Annotated in this window: 20 protein-coding genes; 11 read left to right on the top strand and 9 right to left on the bottom strand. The window is 63.3% G+C overall.

Translation table 11 applies throughout. The features are described 5' to 3' along the window. Window positions 1-28: 28 nt before the first annotated feature. Window positions 29-2,305: a ComEC/Rec2 family competence protein gene (locus AB4097_RS03860; protein WP_442037289.1), complete on the top strand. Its 2,277-nt coding sequence runs from the start codon at window positions 29-31 to the stop codon at window positions 2,303-2,305. 79 nt (window positions 2,306-2,384) lie between these two features. On the opposite strand, the gene lexA is transcribed toward AB4097_RS03860, so the two are convergent. Both lexA and AB4097_RS03850 read right to left on the bottom strand, forming a co-directional pair. Then, on the bottom strand, window positions 2,385-3,089 hold the full coding sequence (gene lexA / locus AB4097_RS03855) for a transcriptional repressor LexA (RefSeq protein WP_114943830.1): 705 nt from the start codon (window positions 3,087-3,089) through the stop codon (window positions 2,385-2,387). A 355-nt stretch (window positions 3,090-3,444) separates the two neighbouring features. Next, on the bottom strand, window positions 3,445-3,903 hold the full coding sequence (locus tag AB4097_RS03850; protein WP_442037288.1) for a helix-turn-helix domain-containing protein: 459 nt from the start codon (window positions 3,901-3,903) through the stop codon (window positions 3,445-3,447). A 262-nt stretch (window positions 3,904-4,165) separates the two neighbouring features. Between AB4097_RS03850 and AB4097_RS03845 the strand changes: the two genes are divergently transcribed. From AB4097_RS03845 to AB4097_RS03800, 10 genes are all read left to right on the top strand, one after another. Beyond that, window positions 4,166-6,169 (top strand): hypothetical protein, encoded by a 2,004-nt coding sequence (locus AB4097_RS03845; RefSeq protein ID WP_442037287.1) that lies wholly within the window; start codon window positions 4,166-4,168, stop codon window positions 6,167-6,169. Next, on the top strand, window positions 6,169-7,032 hold the full coding sequence (locus AB4097_RS03840; protein WP_442037286.1) for an AAA family ATPase: 864 nt from the start codon (window positions 6,169-6,171) through the stop codon (window positions 7,030-7,032). The genes AB4097_RS03845 and AB4097_RS03840 overlap by 1 nt, the downstream gene beginning before the upstream one ends. Next, window positions 7,032-7,295, top strand: a complete 264-nt coding sequence (locus tag AB4097_RS03835) for a hypothetical protein (protein WP_442037285.1) — start codon at window positions 7,032-7,034, stop codon at window positions 7,293-7,295. Before AB4097_RS03840 ends, AB4097_RS03835 begins: the two co-directional genes overlap by 1 nt. A 148-nt stretch (window positions 7,296-7,443) precedes the next feature. Continuing rightward, on the top strand, window positions 7,444-7,686 hold the full coding sequence (locus AB4097_RS03830; protein ID WP_442037284.1) for a hypothetical protein: 243 nt from the start codon (window positions 7,444-7,446) through the stop codon (window positions 7,684-7,686). 11 nt (window positions 7,687-7,697) lie between these two features. Next, a complete protein-coding gene (locus tag AB4097_RS03825; RefSeq protein WP_442037283.1) occupies window positions 7,698-8,543 on the top strand; it encodes a regulatory protein GemA in 846 nt (281 codons plus the stop codon). Between the two features lie 431 nt (window positions 8,544-8,974). Continuing rightward, window positions 8,975-9,370, top strand: a complete 396-nt coding sequence (locus AB4097_RS03820; RefSeq protein WP_442037282.1) for a hypothetical protein — start codon at window positions 8,975-8,977, stop codon at window positions 9,368-9,370. Further along, entirely contained in the window at window positions 9,367-9,771 is a 405-nt protein-coding gene (locus AB4097_RS03815; protein ID WP_442037281.1) for a hypothetical protein, read from the top strand. The genes AB4097_RS03820 and AB4097_RS03815 overlap by 4 nt, the downstream gene beginning before the upstream one ends. Further along, window positions 9,768-12,026: a phage tail tape measure protein gene (locus tag AB4097_RS03810; protein WP_442037280.1), complete on the top strand. Its 2,259-nt coding sequence runs from the start codon at window positions 9,768-9,770 to the stop codon at window positions 12,024-12,026. Before AB4097_RS03815 ends, AB4097_RS03810 begins: the two co-directional genes overlap by 4 nt. Window positions 12,027-12,158: 132 nt before the next feature. Next, the gene (locus tag AB4097_RS03805) at window positions 12,159-13,073 is read left to right on the top strand and encodes a Mu-like prophage major head subunit gpT family protein (RefSeq protein WP_442037279.1); all 915 of its coding nucleotides are present in this window, start codon (window positions 12,159-12,161) and stop codon (window positions 13,071-13,073) included. A gap of 64 nt (window positions 13,074-13,137) precedes the next feature. Then, window positions 13,138-14,151 carry a phage protease gene (locus tag AB4097_RS03800; RefSeq protein WP_442037278.1) on the top strand — a complete coding sequence of 338 codons (1,014 nt, stop codon included), beginning with the start codon at window positions 13,138-13,140 and terminating at the stop codon, window positions 14,149-14,151. Between the two features lie 712 nt (window positions 14,152-14,863). On the opposite strand, the gene AB4097_RS03795 is transcribed toward AB4097_RS03800, so the two are convergent. Genes AB4097_RS03795 through AB4097_RS03765 form a run of 7 tightly spaced genes read right to left on the bottom strand, consistent with a single transcriptional unit; the run spans window position 14,864 to window position 22,511 of the window. After that, on the bottom strand, window positions 14,864-16,120 hold the full coding sequence (locus tag AB4097_RS03795) for a molybdopterin molybdotransferase MoeA (RefSeq protein WP_442037277.1): 1,257 nt from the start codon (window positions 16,118-16,120) through the stop codon (window positions 14,864-14,866). Further along, complete coding sequence (gene moaC / locus AB4097_RS03790; RefSeq protein ID WP_442037276.1) at window positions 16,117-16,593, bottom strand: cyclic pyranopterin monophosphate synthase MoaC; 477 nt, start codon at window positions 16,591-16,593, stop codon at window positions 16,117-16,119. Before moaC ends, AB4097_RS03795 begins: the two co-directional genes overlap by 4 nt. Beyond that, window positions 16,590-17,390: an indole-3-glycerol phosphate synthase TrpC gene (gene trpC / locus AB4097_RS03785; protein WP_442037275.1), complete on the bottom strand. Its 801-nt coding sequence runs from the start codon at window positions 17,388-17,390 to the stop codon at window positions 16,590-16,592. Before trpC ends, moaC begins: the two co-directional genes overlap by 4 nt. 8 nt (window positions 17,391-17,398) lie before the next feature. After that, on the bottom strand, window positions 17,399-18,412 hold the full coding sequence (gene trpD / locus AB4097_RS03780; RefSeq protein WP_442037274.1) for an anthranilate phosphoribosyltransferase: 1,014 nt from the start codon (window positions 18,410-18,412) through the stop codon (window positions 17,399-17,401). 5 nt (window positions 18,413-18,417) lie between these two features. Next, window positions 18,418-19,044 carry an anthranilate synthase component II gene (locus AB4097_RS03775; RefSeq protein ID WP_442037273.1) on the bottom strand — a complete coding sequence of 209 codons (627 nt, stop codon included), beginning with the start codon at window positions 19,042-19,044 and terminating at the stop codon, window positions 18,418-18,420. A 58-nt stretch (window positions 19,045-19,102) separates the two neighbouring features. Then, window positions 19,103-20,623, bottom strand: a complete 1,521-nt coding sequence (gene trpE / locus AB4097_RS03770; RefSeq protein ID WP_442037272.1) for an anthranilate synthase component I — start codon at window positions 20,621-20,623, stop codon at window positions 19,103-19,105. Window positions 20,624-20,627: 4 nt separating this feature from the next. Continuing rightward, window positions 20,628-22,511 carry a SurA N-terminal domain-containing protein gene (locus AB4097_RS03765; RefSeq protein ID WP_442037271.1) on the bottom strand — a complete coding sequence of 628 codons (1,884 nt, stop codon included), beginning with the start codon at window positions 22,509-22,511 and terminating at the stop codon, window positions 20,628-20,630. Window positions 22,512-22,632: the final 121 nt, after the last annotated feature.

Here is a 22,632-nt window from a genome sequence, read left to right as displayed (position 1 = left end):
TAGAGACCCGCGTTAAGCCGAAGCCACGATGGAAGACAACCAAGGAAAGCCCCGCAGGATCCCGCGCAGCACGGCGCGGGTCGTGGCGTTGCCTTGGTCCTCGGGCGTACCTCAGATCTGGGCTCTTCCAGATGGGTCCGCCTGGCTGTCTCGGAATATCTCCCTCGAAGTCGAACAGCGCCGGCTTTTTCCCTGGATCGCGGTCTTCTTCGGACTGGGCATTGTCCTGTTCTTCCAGGCCGAAGGCCGACCGGCCCTCTGGGCGCCGGTCGGAGCCTTCACGGTCTGCAGTGCTGCTGCGCTGGCGTTGCGCCGAAAACTGGCGATCTTTTCCGCCATGATCGCGCTCGCGGCACTCTTCGCGGGTTTCTCCGCGGGCGTGATCCGCGCCCGCAGCGTGGCGGCGCCTGCGCTGACTCACCTCGTCATTACGCCGATCACGGGCTTCATCGAGACCATCGAAGATCGTGAGACCGGAAAGCGGCTGCTTCTGCGCGTGACCGGGATGAAGGACGTGGCGGATGCCGATCGACCCCATCGGGTGCGCGTTTCGGTGCGTAGTGGCGAGGGGCTCTCTCCCGGTCAGCTGATCGTCGGTACGGCGCGTCTTCTTCCGCCGCCTCAGGCGGCATGGCCGGGCGGCTACGACTTTGCCCGCGATGCCTCTTTCAAGGGCATCGGCGCCGTAGGCTCCATGGTCGGGCAGGTTCGCCTGATCGATTCATTGGAAGGGCCGGATTGGCCCCTCCGGCTGGCGGCTCGGGTCGATGAGGCGCGCAATGCGCTGACCGAACGCATCGCCTCGGCCATCGGCGGGGCGGCCGGAGGCGTCGGCGCCGCGCTGGTGACGGGCAAGCGCGGCCTCATCCCGGAGCCGACGAACGACGTGCTTCGCGGCGCAGGCATCTATCACATCGTGTCGATCTCGGGCCTCCACATGGTGCTGGCCGCAGGCACCTTCTTCTGGCTTGCGCGGGCGCTTCTTGCTCTCGCGCCGGGCGTCGCGCTTCTCTGGCCGGTGAAGAAGATCGCCGCCGTCGCAGCCATGATCGGAGCCACAATCTACTGCATATTCTCCGGCTCCGATGTCGCCACAGAGCGCTCGCTCGTCATGACGCTTGTGATGTTCGGGGCGGTCCTCGTGGACCGTCCAGCGTTGAGCATCCGCAACCTGTCGATTGCCGCGCTCATCGTGCTGGCGCGGGAGCCTGAGGCGTTGCTCGGGCCGAGCTTCCAGATGTCGTTCGGCGCCGTTGCCGCCATGATGGCGCTCGTACCTCTGATGCACCGGCCGAAATTGGAAGGAGCGGGTGGGGGCATTGTCGCACGAGGTGTCGTTTGGATTGGTCAGGCCCTGCTCGGCCTCGTCACGACGACGCTCGTGGCGAGCTTCGCGACGGCTCCCTTCGCGGCCTATCATTTTCAAAGCCTCAACCCCTATGGCCTCATCGGCAACGCGCTCGCTCTGCCGCTCGTCTCGCTGGTCGTGATGCCGTCCGCCGTTCTCGGCGTGCTTGCCTATCCGTTCGGTCTCGACCGTCCGATCTGGCAGGTCATGGGAGCGGCCGTGTCACAGGTCCTCGACGTCTCAGTCTGGGTTGGGAGTTTCAGCGGCTCGACGCTCGTCGTGCCGGCTCTGGGAAACACGGCGCTCGTCCTTCTGAGCCTCGGGCTGGTCCTTGTGTCCGTGCCGGCTTCGGCCCTGCGGTGGCTTGCTTTCGTACCGGCCGGGGCAGGGCTGGCCTTGGCCGCGTCACCGGATCGCTACGACGTCTTCATCGACAGGGACGGGGCGGGGGCGGCCATTCGCGGCAGAAGTGGACAGCTGTCGCTCGTGGGGCGACCGTCCGATTTCGTAGCCGAGCAATGGCTGCGTGCCGACGGAGATTCGAGACGCGCCGATGATGGAAGCCTCCGACAGGAGGCGAAGTGCGACGCCGCAGGCTGCGTGGTCGCAGCAGCGGAGGGGCGATGGATCGCGTTCGTGCAGGATTTCGCGGCGTTCGAAGAGGATTGTCGGCGCGCCGCAGTGATCGTCACGAGGCTCAAGGCGCCGCCCACATGCAAGGCATCCCTCGTCCTGGACGGTGATGGTCTGAAGGAGCGCGGCGCCGCCACGATCCGCTTCCGCCCAGAGGCTGTCGAACTGCGTTCCGTCCGAAAGGGGCGGGAGGTCAGAGCATGGTCCGGAGCGGAACCGCACCGGACCGAAATGTCGGCTGCTCCGGAAAGACCACGCCGTGCGCAGCCTGTTCCGGAGCAGGATTTTCCTGAGGAAGACCTTCAAGCACAGGACGAGAATTAGACGTCACGCCGGGGCTTGAAGGTTTGGGCTTTGCGCATCTTTCCACGCAAAACCGGTTTCCACTTTTGCGCTCGATGCTTCAGTACCGGCGAACCAGGCTGACGAGCTTGCCCTGGATCTTGACCCGGTCCGGACCGAGTACACGGGTTTCGTAGGCCTGGTTGGCGGCCTCGAGCGCAATGGAGGAGCCGCGACGGCGGAAGCGCTTCAGGGTCGCTTCCTCATCGTCGATCAGAGCCACGATGATGTCGCCCGTGTTGGCCGTGTCCTGACGGCGGATCACCACGAGGTCGCCGTCGAGAATGCCGGCTTCCACCATCGAGTCGCCCCGCACCTCGAGGGCGAAGTGATCGCCCTGGGCCAGGAAATCGCCCGACAGGGTGATGGAATGGCTGCGGGTCTGGATGGCCGAGATCGGCACACCGGCGGCGATCCGGCCCATGACCGGGATCGACATTTCCCGGTCGCGCGGATCGGAGGCCGGCTGGGGCGCGGCCTTGGCCTTGCCAGCCAGACCACCCTCGACCACGCTCGGCGTGAAGCGCCGCTGGCTGCCCGCACCGCTGGTGCTCTCCGGCAGGCGGATCACCTCCAGGGCCCGGGCGCGGTTCGGCAGGCGGCGGATGAAGCCGCGCTCCTCGAGCGCCGTGATGAGGCGATGGATGCCGGATTTGGACTTGAGGTCGAGCGCGTCCTTCATCTCGTCGAAGGATGGCGGAACACCGGTTTCACGCAGCCGCTCATGAATGAAGCGGAGCAATTCGTGCTGTTTGCGCGTCAGCATGGCTGGCCCTTACTGCCCCTGTGGGAGCGATTCTGAAACAAATCGAGAACAAGGTAGCCGTTCTTGCTGTGTTCCGCAAGCCTGAGTGTTTGCGGCTCGTTGGTGGGGGGCGAATTTTTATTTGTCGGAGTGCTGGTAGAGATATTTGTCGCTGAAGAATGATGAAGCCCTTAAGAATCAAGGGTTTTGAGGTTGCTCAATCTGAGGTGCTGAGGGTTGCTCAACTGCGCAACGACAGATATTGATACTGCAGACATCAACCCATTGAAAAATCTAAGAGAAGTTGCTTCTAGTTGGCAAACCTCTAACAAATAAGAAGATGCGACGACTGTGATTGGCCAACCTATTGGCCAACCTATGTGCCCCCCTCGAAAAAGCCACGACGTCGTTTCCGCTCGTTGAGTGCGTCCCCTCCATCCTTTCGGGAAAGCCACTTAAGCCGAAAGCGATCATAGTGATCCGCGATTGCTGTTGTGAGCGACGCGACAAAAATCTTTCGGTTGGTGTGATCGGTTTCGCTATTGGGTGTGGGCAATAAGCCAACGCGATCCAACGCGTAATACACAGCATCGAACAGTTCAGATGCCTGAGGTCTGAAGTCCTTATATATGAAGTAATCCGATTCAATGCCGAGATAGTTGCATATCCGTAAGAAAATCGACGCGGGAATGCGCGTTTCACCACCTAAATAATTTTGAACAGAGCGGTAAGGTATCTCAAGATCCTGGCTTATCTGGCGTAGTGATACACCCTTTTGCTTAAGCACATCTTTGAGGGCCGCAACAAGTTCTTCGTCGGTTAACTCACTTGACATATACCTAAATAAGCGTAATCGTGGTCATTATGCACCAGATTAAGCATTATCTCCCTGTTGCCTTTATAGGCTCTGAAGACCTCTACAAGGCCGTCCGCGCTGCCTTCATCGTACGCGGAACAAGCTTAAATGCATGGTGTAGAAGCAACAGCATCAACAGGCAAACTGCCGAGAAAGCTCTTCGAGGAGAGCGGGACGGTCGGCGAGCTAGAGAACTTCGGCAGCGCATCGTTGATGAACTCTTCCCGAAGGGGAAAGCTGCGTGAGGGCGTTCATTGACCTGCCGCGCCTCGCGCAACTCGCTGGCGTCTCCAGACAGGCCATAGAAAAATCTGTGGCGAAGATTATTCGAGGCGATGCAACCACGTGGCATGGGGCGCCTCTGATTGTTCGCCAAACTCGTGGTCGCGGTGGCCATTGCGGCATTCGTCACGAAGTTCTTGTTGAGAGCCTCCCTCTTGATCTTCAAGAGCGCTTCAGAGCCCTCTCAGAGGTCTCTGAGAGCCATCTCAGAACCGACGATCCGGCCCGCATCGAACGGGAGTGGTGGTACGGCATCATTCAGCCGGCCTTGCCACATCCGCTTCACTCCCGCGAACGGGGCGAGGCAGTCCGCACTATCGCCGAGCGCAAGCACATGCGGCCGGATGGTCGTTGGACGGAGATCACGGAACGAACCATCCAGCGCAAGCTCGCCGCCTATGAGACGAAGGGCTTGGCCGGATTAGGGCGCTCCAAACGGTCTGATGCAGGGCAACGCAAGACGATCCTGACCCGCGCCTGGGACATGGCCGTCAAGTTGCCAGACGAGACCAAGGAAGGCATCGCCACCAAGGCAAAACAACGCATCCGCAACCTTTGGGCCAATGGAGCCGCGCGCTCGGATGTCACTCTCCTGGCCTCATCTTACCTTGCCGACCTGACGCGGGACGCCGGCTTCAACCCTGGAGAGCAGCAGCTCAAGGAACTCTGCCGGTTGCCGGACAACCTCATCGAGGCGGAGCGCCGGTTCCGGAAGGTCCATGTTTTTGAAACCAACGCCAAAGCATTCCATGATGGCCGGCGGCGGATCAAACGGCACGGCGATGGGCTGGAGCCCATGCAGATCGTGTTCGGCGATGTTCACCACATGGATGTGCTGGTCCGCCGACCGGACGGCTCAGTCGCAACGCCGAAAGCCATCGCATGGCTGGATGTCGCCACCAATCGCGGACGTATGGATTGGATCTTGGTCGAAAAGGGCGGTGGCATCCGCAACAGCGATGTCATCGCCAGTTTCATCCGCATGACGCAGGACCCCCATTGGGGACTGCCGAAGCACATCTATGTGGATAACGGGTCCGAATACAATTGGGCCGAGTTCATCGGCGATGCGTTGAAGCTCTCCCGCGATCTTGTGGACTACTTCAACCCACGCAATCCCATTATTCGGGCTCTGCCATACAACGCTGCGGCCAAGACTATCGAAGGCTTCTTCGGCAACATCGAACGCACGGTGTTCGCGTCACTGCCGGGGCACATCGGCGGCGACCGCATGAACAAGAAGACGGCCAATGTCGGACGCGAGCCCGTGCCGTTCGATGGATCCTTCGAGAAGTTCTGTGACGACGCTTATGGTCTCATCGAGTATCACAACGCCAAGCCTCAGCATGGCCGGTTAAAGGGGATATCTCCCAATACCGCTTTCCGGCGGGCCGTGACGGAGCAGGGCTGGAAGCGGACCACCATCGATCCTAACGAACTCATGATGGCGTTCTCGGTTGCCGAGACCCGCAGGGTTGTGAAGGGTGTCATCTCGGTTGGAGGCATCGAGTATACCTGCGACGAGCTGGTTCGACACCCTGACGAGACTGTCCAGATCCTCAAGCCCAAATTCGGGGATTGGGGAGCGATCCCGGTCTTAACCAAGTCCAACCAGTTCATCGGTGTCGCGCGCCCTGACCGCAAATATGGCTTTACAGAGCAGGCCGGAGCGGTCGAAGCCTCCCGCCGTCAAGCTCTCGACCGGAAGGTCATAATGGACCTGAAGAGCCAGACCCAGCGCATCAGTGTAACCAGTTTGATGGTTGAGCATGCGAAGCGCGAGGAACCTTTGCCCGAGCCGGAAACCTCAGCCGTCGTCCGCCTGACCGATGAAATGGCCGAGATCGGCCGTCAGGTCGCCCAGACGCCGCAGGCACAAGCATCCGCAAAACGGAACGACGCAAAGCGCGCTCACCTGAAGCGACTGCAACAACTCGGCTTGGATAAGAAGGGGGCTATTTGATGATCATGGATCCATTTGTGACAGAAGAAGAACGGCAGAGGGAAACAATCCAAGCTGCCATCAACTTCATGGCAGCTCTGCAAGATCAGCCGCTGCCGCCGGCAGTGACCGATATCCCGTTCATCGAGACCACAGTGTCCCGATTGATATTCACAGTATTTGACCGGGTGTGGCGCACGGGACGCAACGGCCTCGTGATCGGGGCGGCTGGCGTCGGAAAGACCAAGACACTAAAGGAAATTGTTCGCCGTTCCGACAATCTGGAAGGGCCAAAAGCCGGACTTATCACCATCACGGGTGTGATGGGATCATCCGTCATGGCGATCTTTGAAGCGCTTTGCCCGCTGCTGTGTGTGGAGCCCGCGACCAGCATCGCCGCAACCCTCCGCCGTTTGTCGAAGCATGCGATGTTCCAACCGGTCGTGATTATCGACGAAGCGCAGAACCTGACGCTCAAGGCGGCCCGCGAGCTGCTCCACATCAGCGAAGAAGCGCAGGTGCGGATGATGTTTTGCGGCAACGATGAGGTACTCAAGCTAGTGAACTCCGGGCGGGCCGCCATCCAGCAGATCGGTCGCCGCCTGCCGATCCGGGAGACCGTGAGCTGCATCCTGGATGACGACACCGACCTGCTCGCCAGATCCTTCGACATCGAAGACGATGACGCCTTGGCTCTGTGTCGCGCCGTGGGCGAAGCCTTCCATGCCGATGGGGTTGTGACCCTGCTCCAGGAGGCCCGCTCTCAGGCCGCCGACACGGGTGTCATCAGGATCGAGCACCTCAAGGCTGCTCTCAATCTCTTCCCGCAGTTCCAGGCGATCTTCACGAACCGAGGCCGCAGCAAGCTCAGCACGAGGCCATGATGTCCGACGACAACGAAATCATCCAGGTCGACTTGTCTGCCTTGAGTCGGGAACGGCTCGAAGCGCTCTGCCGCTACATGCTGGAATTCACCGATGGGGTGACACAGGTCAACAATCGTTTGCTGGGACGTCTCACCGAAGACCCGCGAAACGCCAAGGTCATCTTCGACCATTGGAGCACGCTCCTCAACCGGATGAACGAACAACTCGCAGCATTCGTCACCAGCCTCGTGGCGGACCGCGACGGACAGCAAGTTCAGTAAGCCAGCGGCTAACCTGCCCCTTGGTCAATCACCCTGCCAACAGCCTAAAGACAATTCAAAAAGTCATCATCAGAGAGGTTTCATCATGTGTTTGGATACCGCGACGGATCGCCACCCTTCGAACGAAAGCCCTTCCGAAGCGGGGCGCATGGCGCGGGCATTTTCCGGTCCGGTCAACGACATGAATGCCGAGTGCCTTGAGCTGGCCCGGCGGGTGCGCGGCATGGCCTGGGCTTTTGAGCGGATTGCGCGCGACGAAGCCAGCATGACGGATCCGCAGCAGAACCTCGCGATCCTCGACCTCAGCGTCGCGGTGCTGGACTACGTGGACCGCTGCATGAAGGACCTGGAAGCCGAAGCGGAGCGCCGCATGGCGCGGCCGCAGGGTTGAGGAGGGATCCGATGCCTTCCCTTGATCAGTTGGAGATGATCGAGCGCGGCCGCCAGCAGCTCTTCAAGCATCCGGGGGAATGGCGCGCCGTCCTGCTACAATTCGGTGGGGTCGAGCGGGTCGAGGACCTGGACGCGCGGGGCGCAGTTCGGGTGCTCGACCGGCTCTTTGTGTCCGGGTTCCGGGATCGGAGGTTGCCATCCGTCGCGCCTGACTATTGCAACCTTTTGAGGAGATGGCAGAGGGCGGCAGGGTTTTCGGACGCGATGCTTTCTTCTCTCGTCTATGCTATCAGCCGCAACAACCCTGAAGGCTTGGACGGAACGCGGATCCTGGAGCAGGTAACGGTGGCCGAGTTCGGTCGCATCTTGAGCTTCTTTGAAACCTATGGCTTCGACGTAGGGGAGCTCCCGCATCGATCTGTGATGACGAAGAAACAGGTTGCCTTGCTGCATGTCGCCAAAAAGGAGCTGGGTTTTAGCGACGAGGCCTTCATGTCGGCCCTGTGCTGCTATGGTGGTGGCGTCGTCTCGTCAGGCAATCTCGATCAACGCGGCTTCGACCGGCTGCTGGTCTATTTCGAGGCGCTGGGCTTCGTTTCTAACAAAAGAAAGCCCCGGCCGGCTCAAAAATCCGGCTTCGGCCATCGCAAGGGCATGGCGACCCCGGCACAGGTCGAATTGATCCAAGGCCTCTGGCGCGACTGGAACGGGTCCGACGATGCCGCCGCCCTCGGCCGCTGGCTGGAGAAGAGCTATGGGGTGTCCGCCCTGCGCTTCCTGAAGCAGAATGAGGCCGGCAAGGCCATCACCGGCCTTCGGGCCATGGTGCGCCGGAGAAAGGGCGCGGCTGCCTGAGAGCGGCCATGGTAGGGGCGGAGCCCGAAAGGCCGCTCTTACGGCTCTTAAACGCTCTTAACCGCTAAACTATCCGCGAGGGATGGCCCGTCAGACGGAGCGGCGCTTCCTCATCCTCGAAACGGCGGCGGTCGGATCGCCGCTCTCGCGAGGCCGCAGCTCTTCCTACACTGGTGCCAAAGCCTGTTGACGACTGACGGTTTATGGCAGAGATTTCAGCTCCCCGGCGGCCTCGTCAGAGCCTCGGTCGGTGAGGCCAGATGCGGCGGATCGCACATGATGCCGTCGGCTTCCTTGAACATCGATCCCACATCCTCAACCGGCCCACTCCAGTAGCTACTGGCATGACGCCATCCCCCTGGTTTCGGACATGATACCCGAAATCGCAGGCAGCCTAACTGGTCTCCAGAATGGTTGCCACGGGGGCTTATGTGAAGAACCGACTGTCCAGTCCAACAATTGGTCTGCTTATCGATTGGTACGGCGCGCGCCGCGCCTTCGAGATCGTCATGGAACTAGGGGGCCTCCGTCATTACGTACCGGGCAAGATCGGCCTGGGACTGGGCGGGCAGCTCTCATCATTCCTGACAGCTAAAGAGCTTGAGCCCCTCATCGAGGAGTTCGGCGGCGATTACATCAAGATGCCGATCGCGCGCACGTTCTGCATCGAGTTTCTTTACTGGGTCGAAGGCAAAGGCATCTCGGCCATCGCCAGGGCTATCCGCACCACTGAGGATACGGTGATCCGGTCGCTTGGGGCGAAACCTCCTATCGATATGAGAGGAATTGCTGTCCGACAGGTCCGTGAGAGAGGAGGTGGCCAATGAGCACGGCTCTTCCCGGTCAAACCGTTCTCAATTCCGATGGATCGGTCACGCTCCCGCTGCGCAAAGCCGTTTCCGTGGAGATCCGGGACCGCTTCATGCGCAAGCGTCTGACGCGGTTCGAGGAGCTGCGGTTCCAGCCGCTGCGGGATGCCGATATCGGCGCCGTCGTGCGCTTGGCGCGTGCCGGCGACGGCGATGGGGCCTCGCTGCTCGCCATCGCATCGATGCTCCGCCTGGACCGCAAGTCGGCAACGGCGCTTGTGGCCACTCTCGACCGGGCCGATGAGAGCGACTGTGTCGAAATTGGCAACTACCAGATTGCACAGGCCGCCCGGATCGGCGGCATGTCCGAGGAGGACATCGAGGCCGCCAAGCAGGCTGGAACGGAGACAAACCCATGAGCGGGCGCTCCATGGCCGTCTCCGTCATCGTGCGCCTGAAGGATATGTTTTCCTCCGGGATCGGCGGATTGATCAACCGGCTGCGCAGCCTGTCCAACATGGGCGGCCGGCTCAATTCGCTCGGCTCATCCATCGCCAAGTTCGGCCGCGAGGTCGGCGTCCTGGGTGGCGCTCTCGCGGCTCTTTCCTTTGCCGCGCCGCTGCAATCGGCCGCTGCCTTCGACAGTCAATTAAGGGACATCGCCATCACGGCCGGCAAGACCGGCGCGGCCGTCGAGCTGTCGATTGCCGAGCAGGCCAAGCGTTATCAGAAGCTCGCGCTCGATGTCGGTCAGCGTTCGCGCGACCTCGCGGCCGGTGGTCAGCTCCTGGTGGCGGCCGGCATGGAGCAGGGCCTTATCGACCGGCTCATGCCGACCATCGGCCGGATCTCGACAGCGGCCAATGCCGCCGTGGCAGATGTATCCCAGACCGCGTTCGCTCTCAACGACGCCCTGAAGATCAACCCGGATCAGATGGAGCTGGCGTTGGCCAAGCTGGTGACGGCCGGCAAGCTCGGACGCTTCGAGTTCAAGAACATGGCCGGAGAGTTCCCGGAGCTGACCCAGCAGATGGCGGCACTCGGTGTCACCGGCATGGAAGCGGTGGAAAGCCTCGGGGCCGCCTTGCAGATCGCCATGAAGGGCACCTCCGATCCGAAGACGGCGGCCAACAACCTCAGGAACTTCCTCTCCAAGATGGCATCGCCCGAGGCGAAGAAGAACTTCGCCGATATGGGCGTGGACATCGCCAAAGTGATGCAGGACGCGACCGCCAAGGGCATTAACCCGATGGAAGCGGTGGTCGAAAAGATCAACCGCCTGACCGGCGTGTCCCGGAAGGAAGTGGATGGCATCATCAGGAAGGCGAAGGCCGGTGGCGCGAACGATGCCGAGGCTCTCGACCAGGTGCGCCAGCGCATCGAGCAGGTGACGCGCGGCACGAAGATCGGCGAGCTGTTCCAGGATCAGCAGGTGATCGGCTTCCTGCTGCCGATGCTCGCCAATTTGGAGAAGTATCAGGAGCTGAAAGGCGAGATCAACCGCTCCACCCTGAAGATAGTCGATGACGATTTCGCTTCCCGGATGGCTGGCCTGGAAAAGAAGCTGGAGCGGTTTTCGGAGATCGGCGATCAGGCCATGCGCCGCGTCGGTCTCGCCTTCGCGACCAACCTGCCGTGGATGACGCAGGCGCTTGAAACGGTTCTCGCGGGCGTGGCCTGGGTGGATCAGACCTTTCCCGGCGCGATTGACAGCTTCTTGTCGTTGGCTGGTGGAGCGCTGCTTCTCGCAGGCGGCCTCGGTGTGCTGGGACCTGTATTCAGCATCCTTGGGGCCGGGTTCGGCATCATCACAGCGGCGCTCGGTGTTTTGGGCGGTGTCATTGCCGCGATCTTCTCGCCGATTGGCATCCTGGTCGCGCTACTGGTCGGTGCGGCTGCGATCATCGTCATCCACTGGAGCACCTTCGCGCCGTTCTTCACGCAATTGTGGGACGGCATCAAGCAGACCTTCAACGGCGTGGTGCAGTTCTTCTCCGGCCTGTTCTCAGGCGACTTCGCCGGGATGAAGGCAGGCTTCGAGGCCACGATGAACGGCCTCTCGACAGCGGCGTCCGCCGCCTGGGACATCATCAAGAACGTCTTCAGCATGGCCATCACAGGTCTCGATCAGCTCATCACCAGCAATCTCCCGGCCGGATGGGTGCAGGTGTGGGAGCAGGTGAAGGCGAGTTGCAGCCAGTTCATCGGGGGGCTCGCGGCCTGGGCAGGCAACGCGGTCGAAGCGGTCAAGCAAGGATGGAGCGGTCTCGTCGGCTTCTTCACGGAACTGTGGGCACAGATCCGTGCGCCCTTCGATGCCTTCATTGCCTATGTGACGGCCGGCATCGCCAAGATCCAGGGCACCATCGAGGGGGTGAAGAGCTTCTTCGGCATGGGCGGATCGCCCGCCGCCAATCCGGCTGCGGCCGGTGGTACTGGCGCTCCCGCCGGTCCGCTCAATCCCGATGCTGGGGCTAAGGGCTTCACGCCGATCTCGCCGGTCGGTGGCAGCAAAGGCTTCGTCCCAACGGCCCTTGGCGCGCAGAAGGAGCAGACGGTCGGCGGCAAGATCGTGGTCGAGGCCGCTCCCGGCACAACTATTAAGAACGTCCAATCCGACAACCCGGCCGTGCCGATCACGCCGAACCGGGGAATGGTCGTGGGCAGGGTCTAACGAGATATCCGGCAGGGCTCAGATGAGGGCGAAGCGGTCAGCCCAACAACGACAAGCCTCCTCCCTTCTGCCGGATCACAACCGAGGGTCAAGGAGGCAGGACCGCACCGACACCTCTCTAGGAGAACGCATTTGATTATCAACGGAACCAACCTGCAAACCCTCTATACCGGGTTCAACGCAGCGTTTCAGGAGGGGTTGTCTCAGAGCCCTTCGCAGTACAAGCGGATCGCGACCATCGTGCCGTCAACGACCCGCGAGAATGAATACGGCTGGCTCGGCAAGCTGCCGAATATCCGGGAGTGGATCGGCGACCGCATCGTTCACGGCCTCCAGCTGCACGACTACACCATCCGCAACAAGGATTGGGAGCTGACCATCGGCGTGGACCGCAACGACATCGAAGACGACAACATCGGTGTCTACAAGCCGCTGTTCAACGAGATGGGCCTCACGGCGGGAGCCAAGAAGGACATGCTGGCCTTCGGCCTCCTGAAGGAGGGTTGGTCCACCCGTTGCTATGATGATCAGTATTTCTTCGACACCGATCACAAGGTGCTCGATGAGAATGGCGTCGAGCAATCGGTTTCCAACACGAACGGCGGCACGGGTGCACCGTGGTTCCTCATCGACGACAAGCGCGCCCTGAAACCCATCCTGCTCCAGGAGCGCAAGGACTGGAAGTTCGTGGCGAAGAACCAGCCGACCGACGCCAATGTCTTCGACCGCAAAGAGTATGTCTACGGCATCGATGGCCGCTTCAATGTCGGTTTTGGCCTGTGGCAGCTGGCCTATGGATCGAAGCAGCCGCTGACCTCCGACAGCTATGGCGCGGCCCGTGCCGCCCTGATGGGCATGAAGAGCGATCACGGCCGCCCGCTCGGTGTGATGCCGAGCCTGCTGGTCGTGCCGCCGGCTCTTGAGGGTGCCGCCCGCGCCATCGTGGCGAACGACATGATCAGCCAGGACGTGGGCGGAACGCCGGTCGCCGTCAGCAACCCTTGGAAGGGTACGGCGGAGGTTCTCGTCGTGCCGTGGCTGGCCTGATCCTCACCGGAGCCGGCGGACTGTTCGCAGCAGGCCGGCTCTCCTTTTCTCCCAGGGACGACACATGAACACGTTTCTCACGTTATTCTCGGCTCTGCCGGATGGCATGGGCGCACCGGAATGGATCCATATTTGCCCGGCCGACACCTTCACCGGAGCCGATGGGCGCGGCCCGTTCCAGCTCGCCGATCCGAACGGCGTCATCAAGGCCTCGCTCGAAGGCGGCAAGATCCCGGTCGATGAGAGCCATTCGACCGACAAGGCGGCACCGGCCGGCCACCCGGCTCCGGCGCGAGGCTGGATCACGCAGATGGAAGCCCGTCAGGATGGGATTTGGGCCAAGGTCGAATGGAACGCGGCGGGCCGGTCTCTGCTCGATGACAAGGCTTATCGCGGCCTGTCGCCTGTCTTTCTGTTGGAGAAGGGGACCGGCCGGATCATCAAGATCCTGCGGGTCTCGCTCACCAACGATCCGAACCTGCCGCTTACCTCGCTTCATGCCAAGGACGCGAGCGCCGAGTTTCTGGACAAGCTGCGCCAAGCGCTTGGCTTGAAGGACGATGCCGACGAGGCGGCGATCCTGACGGAGGCGACTGCCGCCGGAAAGGCGAAGACGGCTCACAATGCGGCCCTAGAGACGATCAAGAAGGCCTTCGGCCTGACCAAGGCGGACACGGCCGAGGAAGCGGTCGCGGAGCTTCAGTCTCGCGGCCTGGGAGGCAGCGCCACTCTGCTGGAGCAGGTGACGACGCTGCAATCCCAGATGAGCGCCATGCAGGCGGAGCAGGCCCGCAAGGATGCCGAGCGGGTTGTGGACGAGGCGATCACGGCCGGGAAGGTCATGCCGCCGCTGCGGGACTACTGGATCGAGAGCCACCTGAAGGAGCCGCAGCGCACGGCTGAGGCGATGAGCAAGCTGCCCTCGCTTCACGATGGCGGACTGACGCGGCGACCCTCAGGAGGCAAAGACGCCCGACACGGCCTGACGGAAGACGAACTCAATGTCTGCTCGCTGATGGGGCTGGAGCCCAAGGCCTTTGCCGAGAGCAAGAAGAACTTGGAGGTTGCCGCCCTCTGAGGGGTGGCATCTCTCACGCTGAATATATGACGGGGTACAGGTATGGCGAACCAGACCATTGATCCACAGGACGACCGATGGACCGGCGAAGGGGTACCAAGCCTGTACCCCGCGACTGTAACCATCTCGGCTGCTGAATATGCCGAGCTGCTGGCCTATCGGAAGCGGCTTGAGGCTTTCCTACCAGACGATCTCTGCCCTCTACGGGCGTCTGCTATCGAGCGGGATCAGGAAGTTGCAGGCTTTCTCGCCGGCCGGTTCGGGCAGACCACCATCGATATCCTCTTGCGGGAGTGCCGGGAGCGGTTCGGGCACGAGCGGACACCCTCGCGATCCGCAGCCTACCGCTATCGCGACCGTCTCAGAGCCGCCAAAAAGGCCTCTGAGAGCCCTCTGAGAGGTTCAAAACGGCGTCGAAAGCCCGGGCCATGGTCCAAAATTGAGAGCGACCCTCCTGTTGCGGCCTATATTGCCAAGGCAGCAGATAAGGCACCGGTTCCGAGGATTGAGCAGGAATGTCAGAGGCGATTTGGGAGGGAACGGGCTCCCTCGCGGTCCATGATTTATACCTATTTAACCCAATTGGCTGCTGGAAGAGACCTTGAATAGGGCCATCCCACGACGTCCCGTCTGGTGCCACGAGATCCCGCATCTCCGACATTTACCGTCAAGGTACGACAGGGAGGAAATAAGGGATCATCAGGAAATATTTTCAGCAGAAGCGGCCGAGCCGAATGATGCGGCAGGGCTCGCCCGCCGCCGCCGGCGGCGCATGAGGCGGACGCACGAGCAGGGCGTCGGAGCGCTCCAGGATGCTCAACATGGATGAATCCTGCAGCAGATGCGGCATCGCGACGGGCAGCATCAGGCGCTCGGCACCGTGAGCGAGGCTCAAGGGGACATCCTGGAAGGTGAGAGCAGCGCGCATGTAGTCCTGACGGTCTCCGTTGGCCGGCAGGTCAGCGCCCAGGATCGCGTCTTCCGTCGGGTCCTCGGCGGCCTTCTGATCGCCCAGGAGGGCCCGGATGGCGGGAACCAGAAACAGAACAGCGCAGACGAGGGAGGATACCGGATTGCCGGGCAGTCCAAGCAGCAGGGTCGATCCGAGACGTCCGTGCATGAGCGGCTTTCCGGGCCGCAGGGCTACGCGCCAGAAGCCGAGATCCATGCCGTGGCGGCTCAGGGCCTTCTGCACGAGATCGTGCTCGCCCACGGAAGCGCCGCCCAGGGTGACGAGAATGTCGGCGCCCGCATCCTTGGCGGCCCGAATGCGCTCGTCGAGCGATTCGAGCGTGTCGCGCGCAATGCCAAGATCGATGGCTTCGGCCCCGGCTTTCTCAACCATCAGGATCGTGGCCGGCAGGCTCGATGCGGTAATCTGGTCGGGGCCGACGGGCTCGCCCGCCCGCACCAGCTCGTCGCCCGTGGCAAGGACGGCGACGCACGGCTTGCGGTGGACGGACAGTGCCCCATGGCCCATGGCGGCCGCGAGAGCGATGTGGCGGGAATCGAGGCGCAAGCCGGCCTGCAGGAGCACGTCGCCCAAGCGGAAGTCGAGCCCCGCGGCGCGGATATGCCGGTTGGGCCGGGCTGCTTCCTTCACAGTGACCTGATCGCCAGCGCGCTCCGTATCCTCCTGCAGCACCACCGCGTCCGCGCCATCGGGAACGGGTGCGCCGGTGAAGATCCGCACCGCTTCCATGGCTCCGACGGTGCCGGTGAAGCGGTTGCCCGCCGCGCTTTCGCCGATCACCCGGAGAACGGCCGGAATGGTGGAGCAATCGGCGCTGCGCACCGCGTAGCCATCCATGGCCGATGCCGGGAAGGGCGGCTGGTCGCGCAGCGCGCTGACATCCTCGGCCAGGGTCCGGCCCGCGCAGGCGGCGAGGGGAATGCGCTCGATCCCGACCGGCTGCTCGACGTTTGCCAGAACGCGGGAGAGGGCATCCTCGACCGAAATCAGGCTCATGGCGCTTCGAAATCTCCCGAGCGGCCGCCGCTTTTGCGGCGCAGGCGAATGTGCTCGATCCGCATTCCCTTATCGGCCGCCTTCACCATGTCGTAGATCGTCAGGCAGGCCACGGAGACGGCAGTCAGGGCCTCCATCTCGACACCGGTCTGGCCGGATACCTTCACCTCGGCGCTCACGCGGATGCCGGGGAGGCTGTCGTCGAGGGTGCAGTCCACCTTGACCTTGGAAATCAGGAGCGGATGGCAGAGCGGAATGAGCTCGTGCGTGCGCTTCGACGCCATGATCCCGGCGAGCCGGGCCGTGCCCAGAACGTCGCCCTTCTTGGCCTCGCCGTGGCGGATCAGGTCCAGCGTCTCCGCCTGCATGACCACGCATCCCTCGGCAATCGCGGTGCGGCTGGTGACGCCCTTGTCGGAGACGTCCACCATGCTGGCCTGACCGGATGAATCGAGATGCGTGAGTTTCGTCATGCCGCCTCGCCGAACAGAAGCCTCCGGGTGGCCGCCGCCACATCCGCCTGCCGCATCAGGCTTTCGCCCACGAGGAAGGTGCGGATGTCGACCTTCGACAGCCGCTCGATGTCGGACAACGTGAAGATGCCGCTCTCGCCCACGACGATACGGTCGGGCGGAATCAGGGGAGCCAGCTCCTCGCTGACGCCGAGCGATACCTCGAAGGTCCGAAGATTCCGGTTGTTGATGCCGATGAGCTGGGTGCCGAGCGGCAGGGCGCGTTCCAGCTCCGCGCGGTCGTGCACCTCGACCAGCACATCCATGCCGAGATCATGCGCCGTGTCGATCAGGGCACGGGCTTCGCCGTCGGAGACGCTTGCCATGATGACCAGGATGCAATCGGCCCCCCAGGCACGCGCCTCATGGACCTGATAGGGCTCGAACAGGAAGTCCTTGCGCAGGGCGGGCAGGCCGGAGGATTCGCGGGCCTGGGCCAGATATTCGGGCCTGCCCTGGAAGGACGGCTCGTCGGTGAGCACTGACAGGCAGGTGGCGCCGCCCTCGGCATAGGCCTGCGCCAGGCTCGGCGGGTCGAAGTCCGGGCGGATCAGGCCCTTTGATGGGCTCGCCTTCTTTACCTCTGCAATGAGAGCGGGACGCCCTTCCCCGAGATGGCGCTCGATGGCTTTCGCAAAGCCGCGAGGCGCAGAGGCCGCACGGGCCCGGCGCTCGATCTCGCTCGGCGAAACCGCCGCTTTGGCCGCGGCGATCTCCTGGCGCTTGTAGGCTTCGATCTTGCTGAGAACGTCGGCCATGGCGCTGCTCAGGCGTTCGAGACTTTGACGAGGCGCTCCAGGGTCGCCTTGGAGGCGCCGCTGTCGAGGGCCCGCGCGGCCCGGTCGAGACCGTCGCGCAGGTTCTCGGCCTCGTCGGCGATCACGAGGGCGGCCGCCGCGTTTAGCAGGGACACGTCGCGATAGGGCGTTCGAGCACCGTCCAGGACGGCGCGCAGCTGGGCCGCATTGTGCTCCGGGTCGCCGCCGCGCAGTTCGTCGAGCGATACGGTCGGCAGGCCGACCTCCTCGGGGGTCACGGTGAAACGACGGATCGCACCGTTCTCCAGCGCGGCGACGAAGGTCGGGCCGGTGGTCGTCATCTCGTCGAGCCCGTCGGAGCCGTGCACGGTCCAGACCTTCTGGGAGCCAAGCTCCTTCAGAACCTGTGCGAGCGGTTCGAGCCAAGCCTCTGAAAAGACGCCGAGAAGCTGCCGCTTGGCACCGGCCGGATTGCCCAGCGGGCCGAGCAGGTTGAAGATCGTCCGGGTTCCAAGCTCGACGCGGACCGGCGCCACGTGCCGCATGGCGGCGTGGTGGGTCTGCGCGAACATGAAGCAGAGTTTCGTCTCGTTCAGGCAGTGCTCCAGCTCCTCGGGAGCGAGGCCCAGCTTCAGGCCCAGCGCTGCCAAAACATCTGCCGTGCCGGATTTCGAGGAAGCCGCCCGGTTGCCGTGCTTGGCGACGGGAACGCCGCAGGAAGCCGCGATGATCGAGGCGAGCGTCGAGATGTTGTAGCTGCCCTTGTGGTCGCCGCCGGTGCCGACGATGTCGATGGCCTTCTCGGGGGCATTGACCCGCAGCATGCGGCCGCGCATGGCCGTCACGGCGCCGACGATCTCATCGAGCGCCTCGCCGCGAACCCGCAGCGCCATCAGGAACGCCCCGCCCTGGGCGGGCGTCACTTCGCCGGAGAGCAGGTCGTCGAAGGCATCCCGCGCCTCGTCCCGCGTCAGCGACGCGCCCGTGGCGACCTTGGCAAGGTAGGATTTGAACGATTCCATCGGTTTCAATGTCCTGCTGGAGCGGCTGCGCCGGCGACGCGGTGCTTGGCGTTCCAATCCGCTGCGAGTTCGAAGAAATTGCGCATGATCGTCACCCCATGCTCCGACAGGATGCTCTCGGGGTGAAACTGCACGCCATGGATCGGCAGCGAGCGGTGCGACAGGCCCATGACGAGGCCATCCGCCGTTTCCGCCGTCACCTGCAGGTCGGCCGGGCAGGTCTCGCGGTCCACGATCAGCGAGTGATAGCGGGTCGCCTTGAAGGGACCGTTGATGCCGCGGAACACCGCCTGCCCGCTGTGCTCCACCTCGGAGACTTTGCCGTGCATGGGCAGGGGCGCCCGCGAAACGGTGCCGCCGAAGACTTGTCCGATGGTCTGCAGGCCGAGACACACGCCGAAGGTCGGGATTTCGGGCGAGGCGCGCTTCACGAGATCGAGGCAGATCCCGGCCTCGTTCGGCGTGCAGGGGCCGGGAGACAGCACGATGGCATCGGGCTGGGAGGCGAGCACTTCATCGGTCGTGATGGCATCGTTGCGCACCACGTTGACGGAGGTCGCGAGCGGGCCGAGCAGATGCACCAGATTCCAGGTGAAGCTGTCGTAATTGTCGATGACGAGAACGCGGGTCATAGCGGGCCGACGTTCGCGTAAGCGAAGCTCCCGGTCAAGGGAAGCCTCATTGCCCGGCTCATTGCCCGATCCTCGCTTGGCTCGCGAAGCGCACGGCCTCCTCGGCGGCCCGGAACAGCGCCTTCGACTTGTTGATGCATTCCTGCTGCTCGGAAGCCGGATCGGAATCGTACACGATGCCGGCGCCCGCCTGCACAGCCATGCGACCGTCCTTCACGAGGGCCGTGCGCAGCACGATGCAGGTATCCATCTCGCCATTGGCGCCGAAATACCCGATGCAGCCCGCATAGGGGCCACGCTTGTGCTTCTCCAGCTCGTCGATGATCTGCATGGCGCGCACCTTCGGGGCGCCGGAGACGGTGCCGGCCGGGAAGCCCGCCACGAGCGCGTCTAGGGCGTCGAAACTCTGGTCGAGCCTGCCTTCCACGTTCGAGACGATGTGCATCACCTGGCTGTAATATTCGAGGAAGAAGGAATCCGTGACCTCCACGGACCCCATCTCGGCCACGCGGCCCACGTCGTTGCGGCCGAGATCGAGGAGCATCAGATGCTCGGCCCGTTCCTTCTGGTCCGCCAACAGGCTTTCCGCATGGGCCCGGTCCTCTGCGGCGGTCGCTCCGCGCGGCCGCGTCCCGGCGATGGGACGAATCGTGACCTTGCCGTCGCGCACCCGCACCAGGATCTCCGGCGAGGAACAGACGATCTGGAAATCCTCGAAATCCAGGTAGCAGAGGAACGGCGCCGGATTGACCCGCCGGAGGGAGCGGTAGAGCGCGAAGGCGGGCAGGGGAAAGGCCGACTCGAACCGCTGCGACAGCACCACCTGGAAGATGTCGCCGGCGCGGATGTACTCCTTCGCCTTTGCGACCATCGCGGTGAATTCCTGCGGCGTCGTGTTCGATACTGGCGGCTCGAATTGGATCTGCGTCGGGTCGCTGCGGTCGTCGATGGGAAGCGGACGCTCAAGGGCTGCCGTAACGTCCTCCAGGCGCACGAGCGCCGTCTCGTAAGCCGCCTTGGCCGAGGTTCCAGCCTGCGGGCGCGCGGGGGTGATGAGCGAAATCTCGTCCTTCACCGCATCGAACACCACCATTACGGTGGGTCGAATGAGGACCGCGTCCGGGACCTTCAGTACGTCCAGATTGGGCTCGGGCAGGCGCTCCATGAGCCGAACCATATCGTAACCCAGATAACCGAACAGGCCGGCCGCCATGGGCGGCAGGTCGTCGGAAAGGGGTAGGGCGCTTTCCTTGATCAGGGCGCGCAGGCTCTCCAGGGGCGGAACCTCCTCGACGGTGAATTCCTGGCGGCGGCTCAGTGCCTGGCGATCGATGGCCGCGACCCCATCCTGGCAGCGCCAGACGAGGTCGGGATCGAGCCCGATCATGGAGAAGCGGCCGCGGGTCGCGCCACCCTCGACGGATTCGAGCAGGAAGGCAGATCCTTTGCGGTCATGCCGCAGCTTCAGGAAAGCCGCCACGGGAGTGAGCAGGTCGCCCACGAGCGTGGCGCGCAGAACGCCGGCCTCTCCAGCCTCATAGGCCGCAGCGAACGTCTCGAAATCGGGCGTGATCGTCATGAGCTCACGATTCGCCGCCCGTTGCCCGACGCAGCGCCTGCTGGTTGATGGTGACGCCGAGATCCTGGCGGACCTGGGCGATGTACTGGTTGAGCAGGTCATCGCCGAAGCCGGTCCGGAGCTGGTTCTCGGTGTTCTGCGCCGCCTGCGTGGTGGTGACGAGCGGGGGCACCGTGGCCGAGGTGACGCTGAAGATCACGCGGGCATCCGCGCCGTTGGCGGCGTGGCCCGTCTTGCCAACGGGAACGGCGAAGATGCGGTTCACCGCTTCGGCCGTGAGGGCATCCTTCGCCGTGTTGCGGGCGAGATCGGTTGCGTTCTGGACCGGGGCTCCGGCAGCCTGCGCGACGGCCTCGATGGTCTCGCCCTTTTCCAGGTGTCCGGTGAGTTCGTTCGCCTTCTCGGACAAACGCTGCGCCACCTGATCCTCGCGCCACTGTGTGATGACCTGATCGCGGACCTCGTCGAGGTTCTTCTCGCGGGAGGCTTCGATGCCGGTCACGTCGTACCAGACATAGCCGGTGCCCATGCGCAGAGGCTCGTTGTCGACCCCGATGTCGGACGCGAAGGCGGCCTTCACCACGGCGTCCTTCTCAGTCAGGGTGACCGGATTGCCTGCCTTGTCCTGTCCGCTGGCGTCGACAGCCGGGACCTGGACCAGGGTCAGGCCCTTTTCCTTGGCGATGTCCGCCAGAGGCTTGGCGCCGGCGCGCAGGTCCTCGATCTCGTCGTGGATCCGCTCGATCTGATCCTTGGCGCGATCCTGGGCCACCACTTGGCGAAGCTCCCCGGCCACTTCCTCGAAGGGGCGGACGGACTCGGGCTGGATCTGGGTCACCCGCACGAGCACGGGGCCGAAACGGCCGGCAATCGGGGCACTGACGGCATTCTGCTCAAGGGTGAAGGCCGCATCCGCCACGGCCTGATCGAGCATCTCCGTCTTGGTGAAGGTGCCAAGCTCCAGATCCTGCGCGGAAACGTTGCGCTCGGCCGCGACGGCGTCGAACGTCGTGCCCTCCTTGATCTTGGCGGCAGCGGCCTCGGCTTCCTCTTGCGACGCGAAGGTGATCTGCTGGATCGTCCGGCGCTCCGGCGTGCCGTACTTGGCCTTCTGCTGTTCGTATGCCTGCCGGGCATCCGCTTCGGATACGGAATCGGGCTTGGCGATAGCAGCGGCATCGAGCGCCAGCACCGATACGGCCCGGTATTCGGGCGCGCGGAAGGCGCTCCTGCGCTCGTTGAAGAATGTTTGGAGCTGTTCCGCCGTCGGAGCCGGGATGTCTCCCGCCATGGCCGGGGTCAGGAGCAGATAGGAGGCAGCACGGCGCTCGGTTCCGTAGCGGTGGAGGGCTTCCTTGGCGGCCATCGGCACGTTGACGTCGCCGGCGATGGCCTCAGCCAGATGGAGGCGAACCATAGCGGAGCGCTGCTCCTGCACGAAACCGGCTTCGGAGAGACCGACATTGCGCAGGGCCTGATCGAAGAGGGCGCGGTTGAATTGCCCGTCGCCGCCCTTGAAGGCCGGATTATTCATGATCGAGGCGGCAACGAGCTGGTCGGAGACCGACAGGCCCATCTTCTTGGCCTGCTCGGCCATGACGGCTTCGGTCACGAGGTTGGAGATCACCCGCTGGTCGAGGCCGTAGGCGCGAGCCTGCTCGGGGCTGATGACCGTGCGGAACTGACGCCCGAGCCGCTGAAGCTCGTTGGTATAGGCATTGCGAACCTGATCGACCGTGATCTTGGTGCTGCCGACCTCTGCCACCGTGGAGGCAGGGGTTACGCGGAAAATGTCGCCGATGCCCCAGATGGCGAAGCTGACGATCAGGGCGCCGAAAAAGATGGTGGCGATGGCTTTGCCGACCACGGTCTGCCCAGCCTTGCGCATGTTCCGAAGCATCGTGAACCTGTTTTCCAAAAACTCGTTAAACCTGCCGATAACCGATCAGGGGCTCTACGAAAAGGGCAAGTCTGGTTGAAAGAGGGCTCAACCCTCTGTACTGCCGAAT

It is taken from the genome of Microvirga sp. 2MCAF35 (assembly GCF_052115545.1).
GTDB lineage: Bacteria > Pseudomonadota > Alphaproteobacteria > Rhizobiales > Beijerinckiaceae > Microvirga.
Note: the sequence above shows the minus strand (reverse complement) of the source record. Positions and strands in the feature narration are given on the sequence as shown.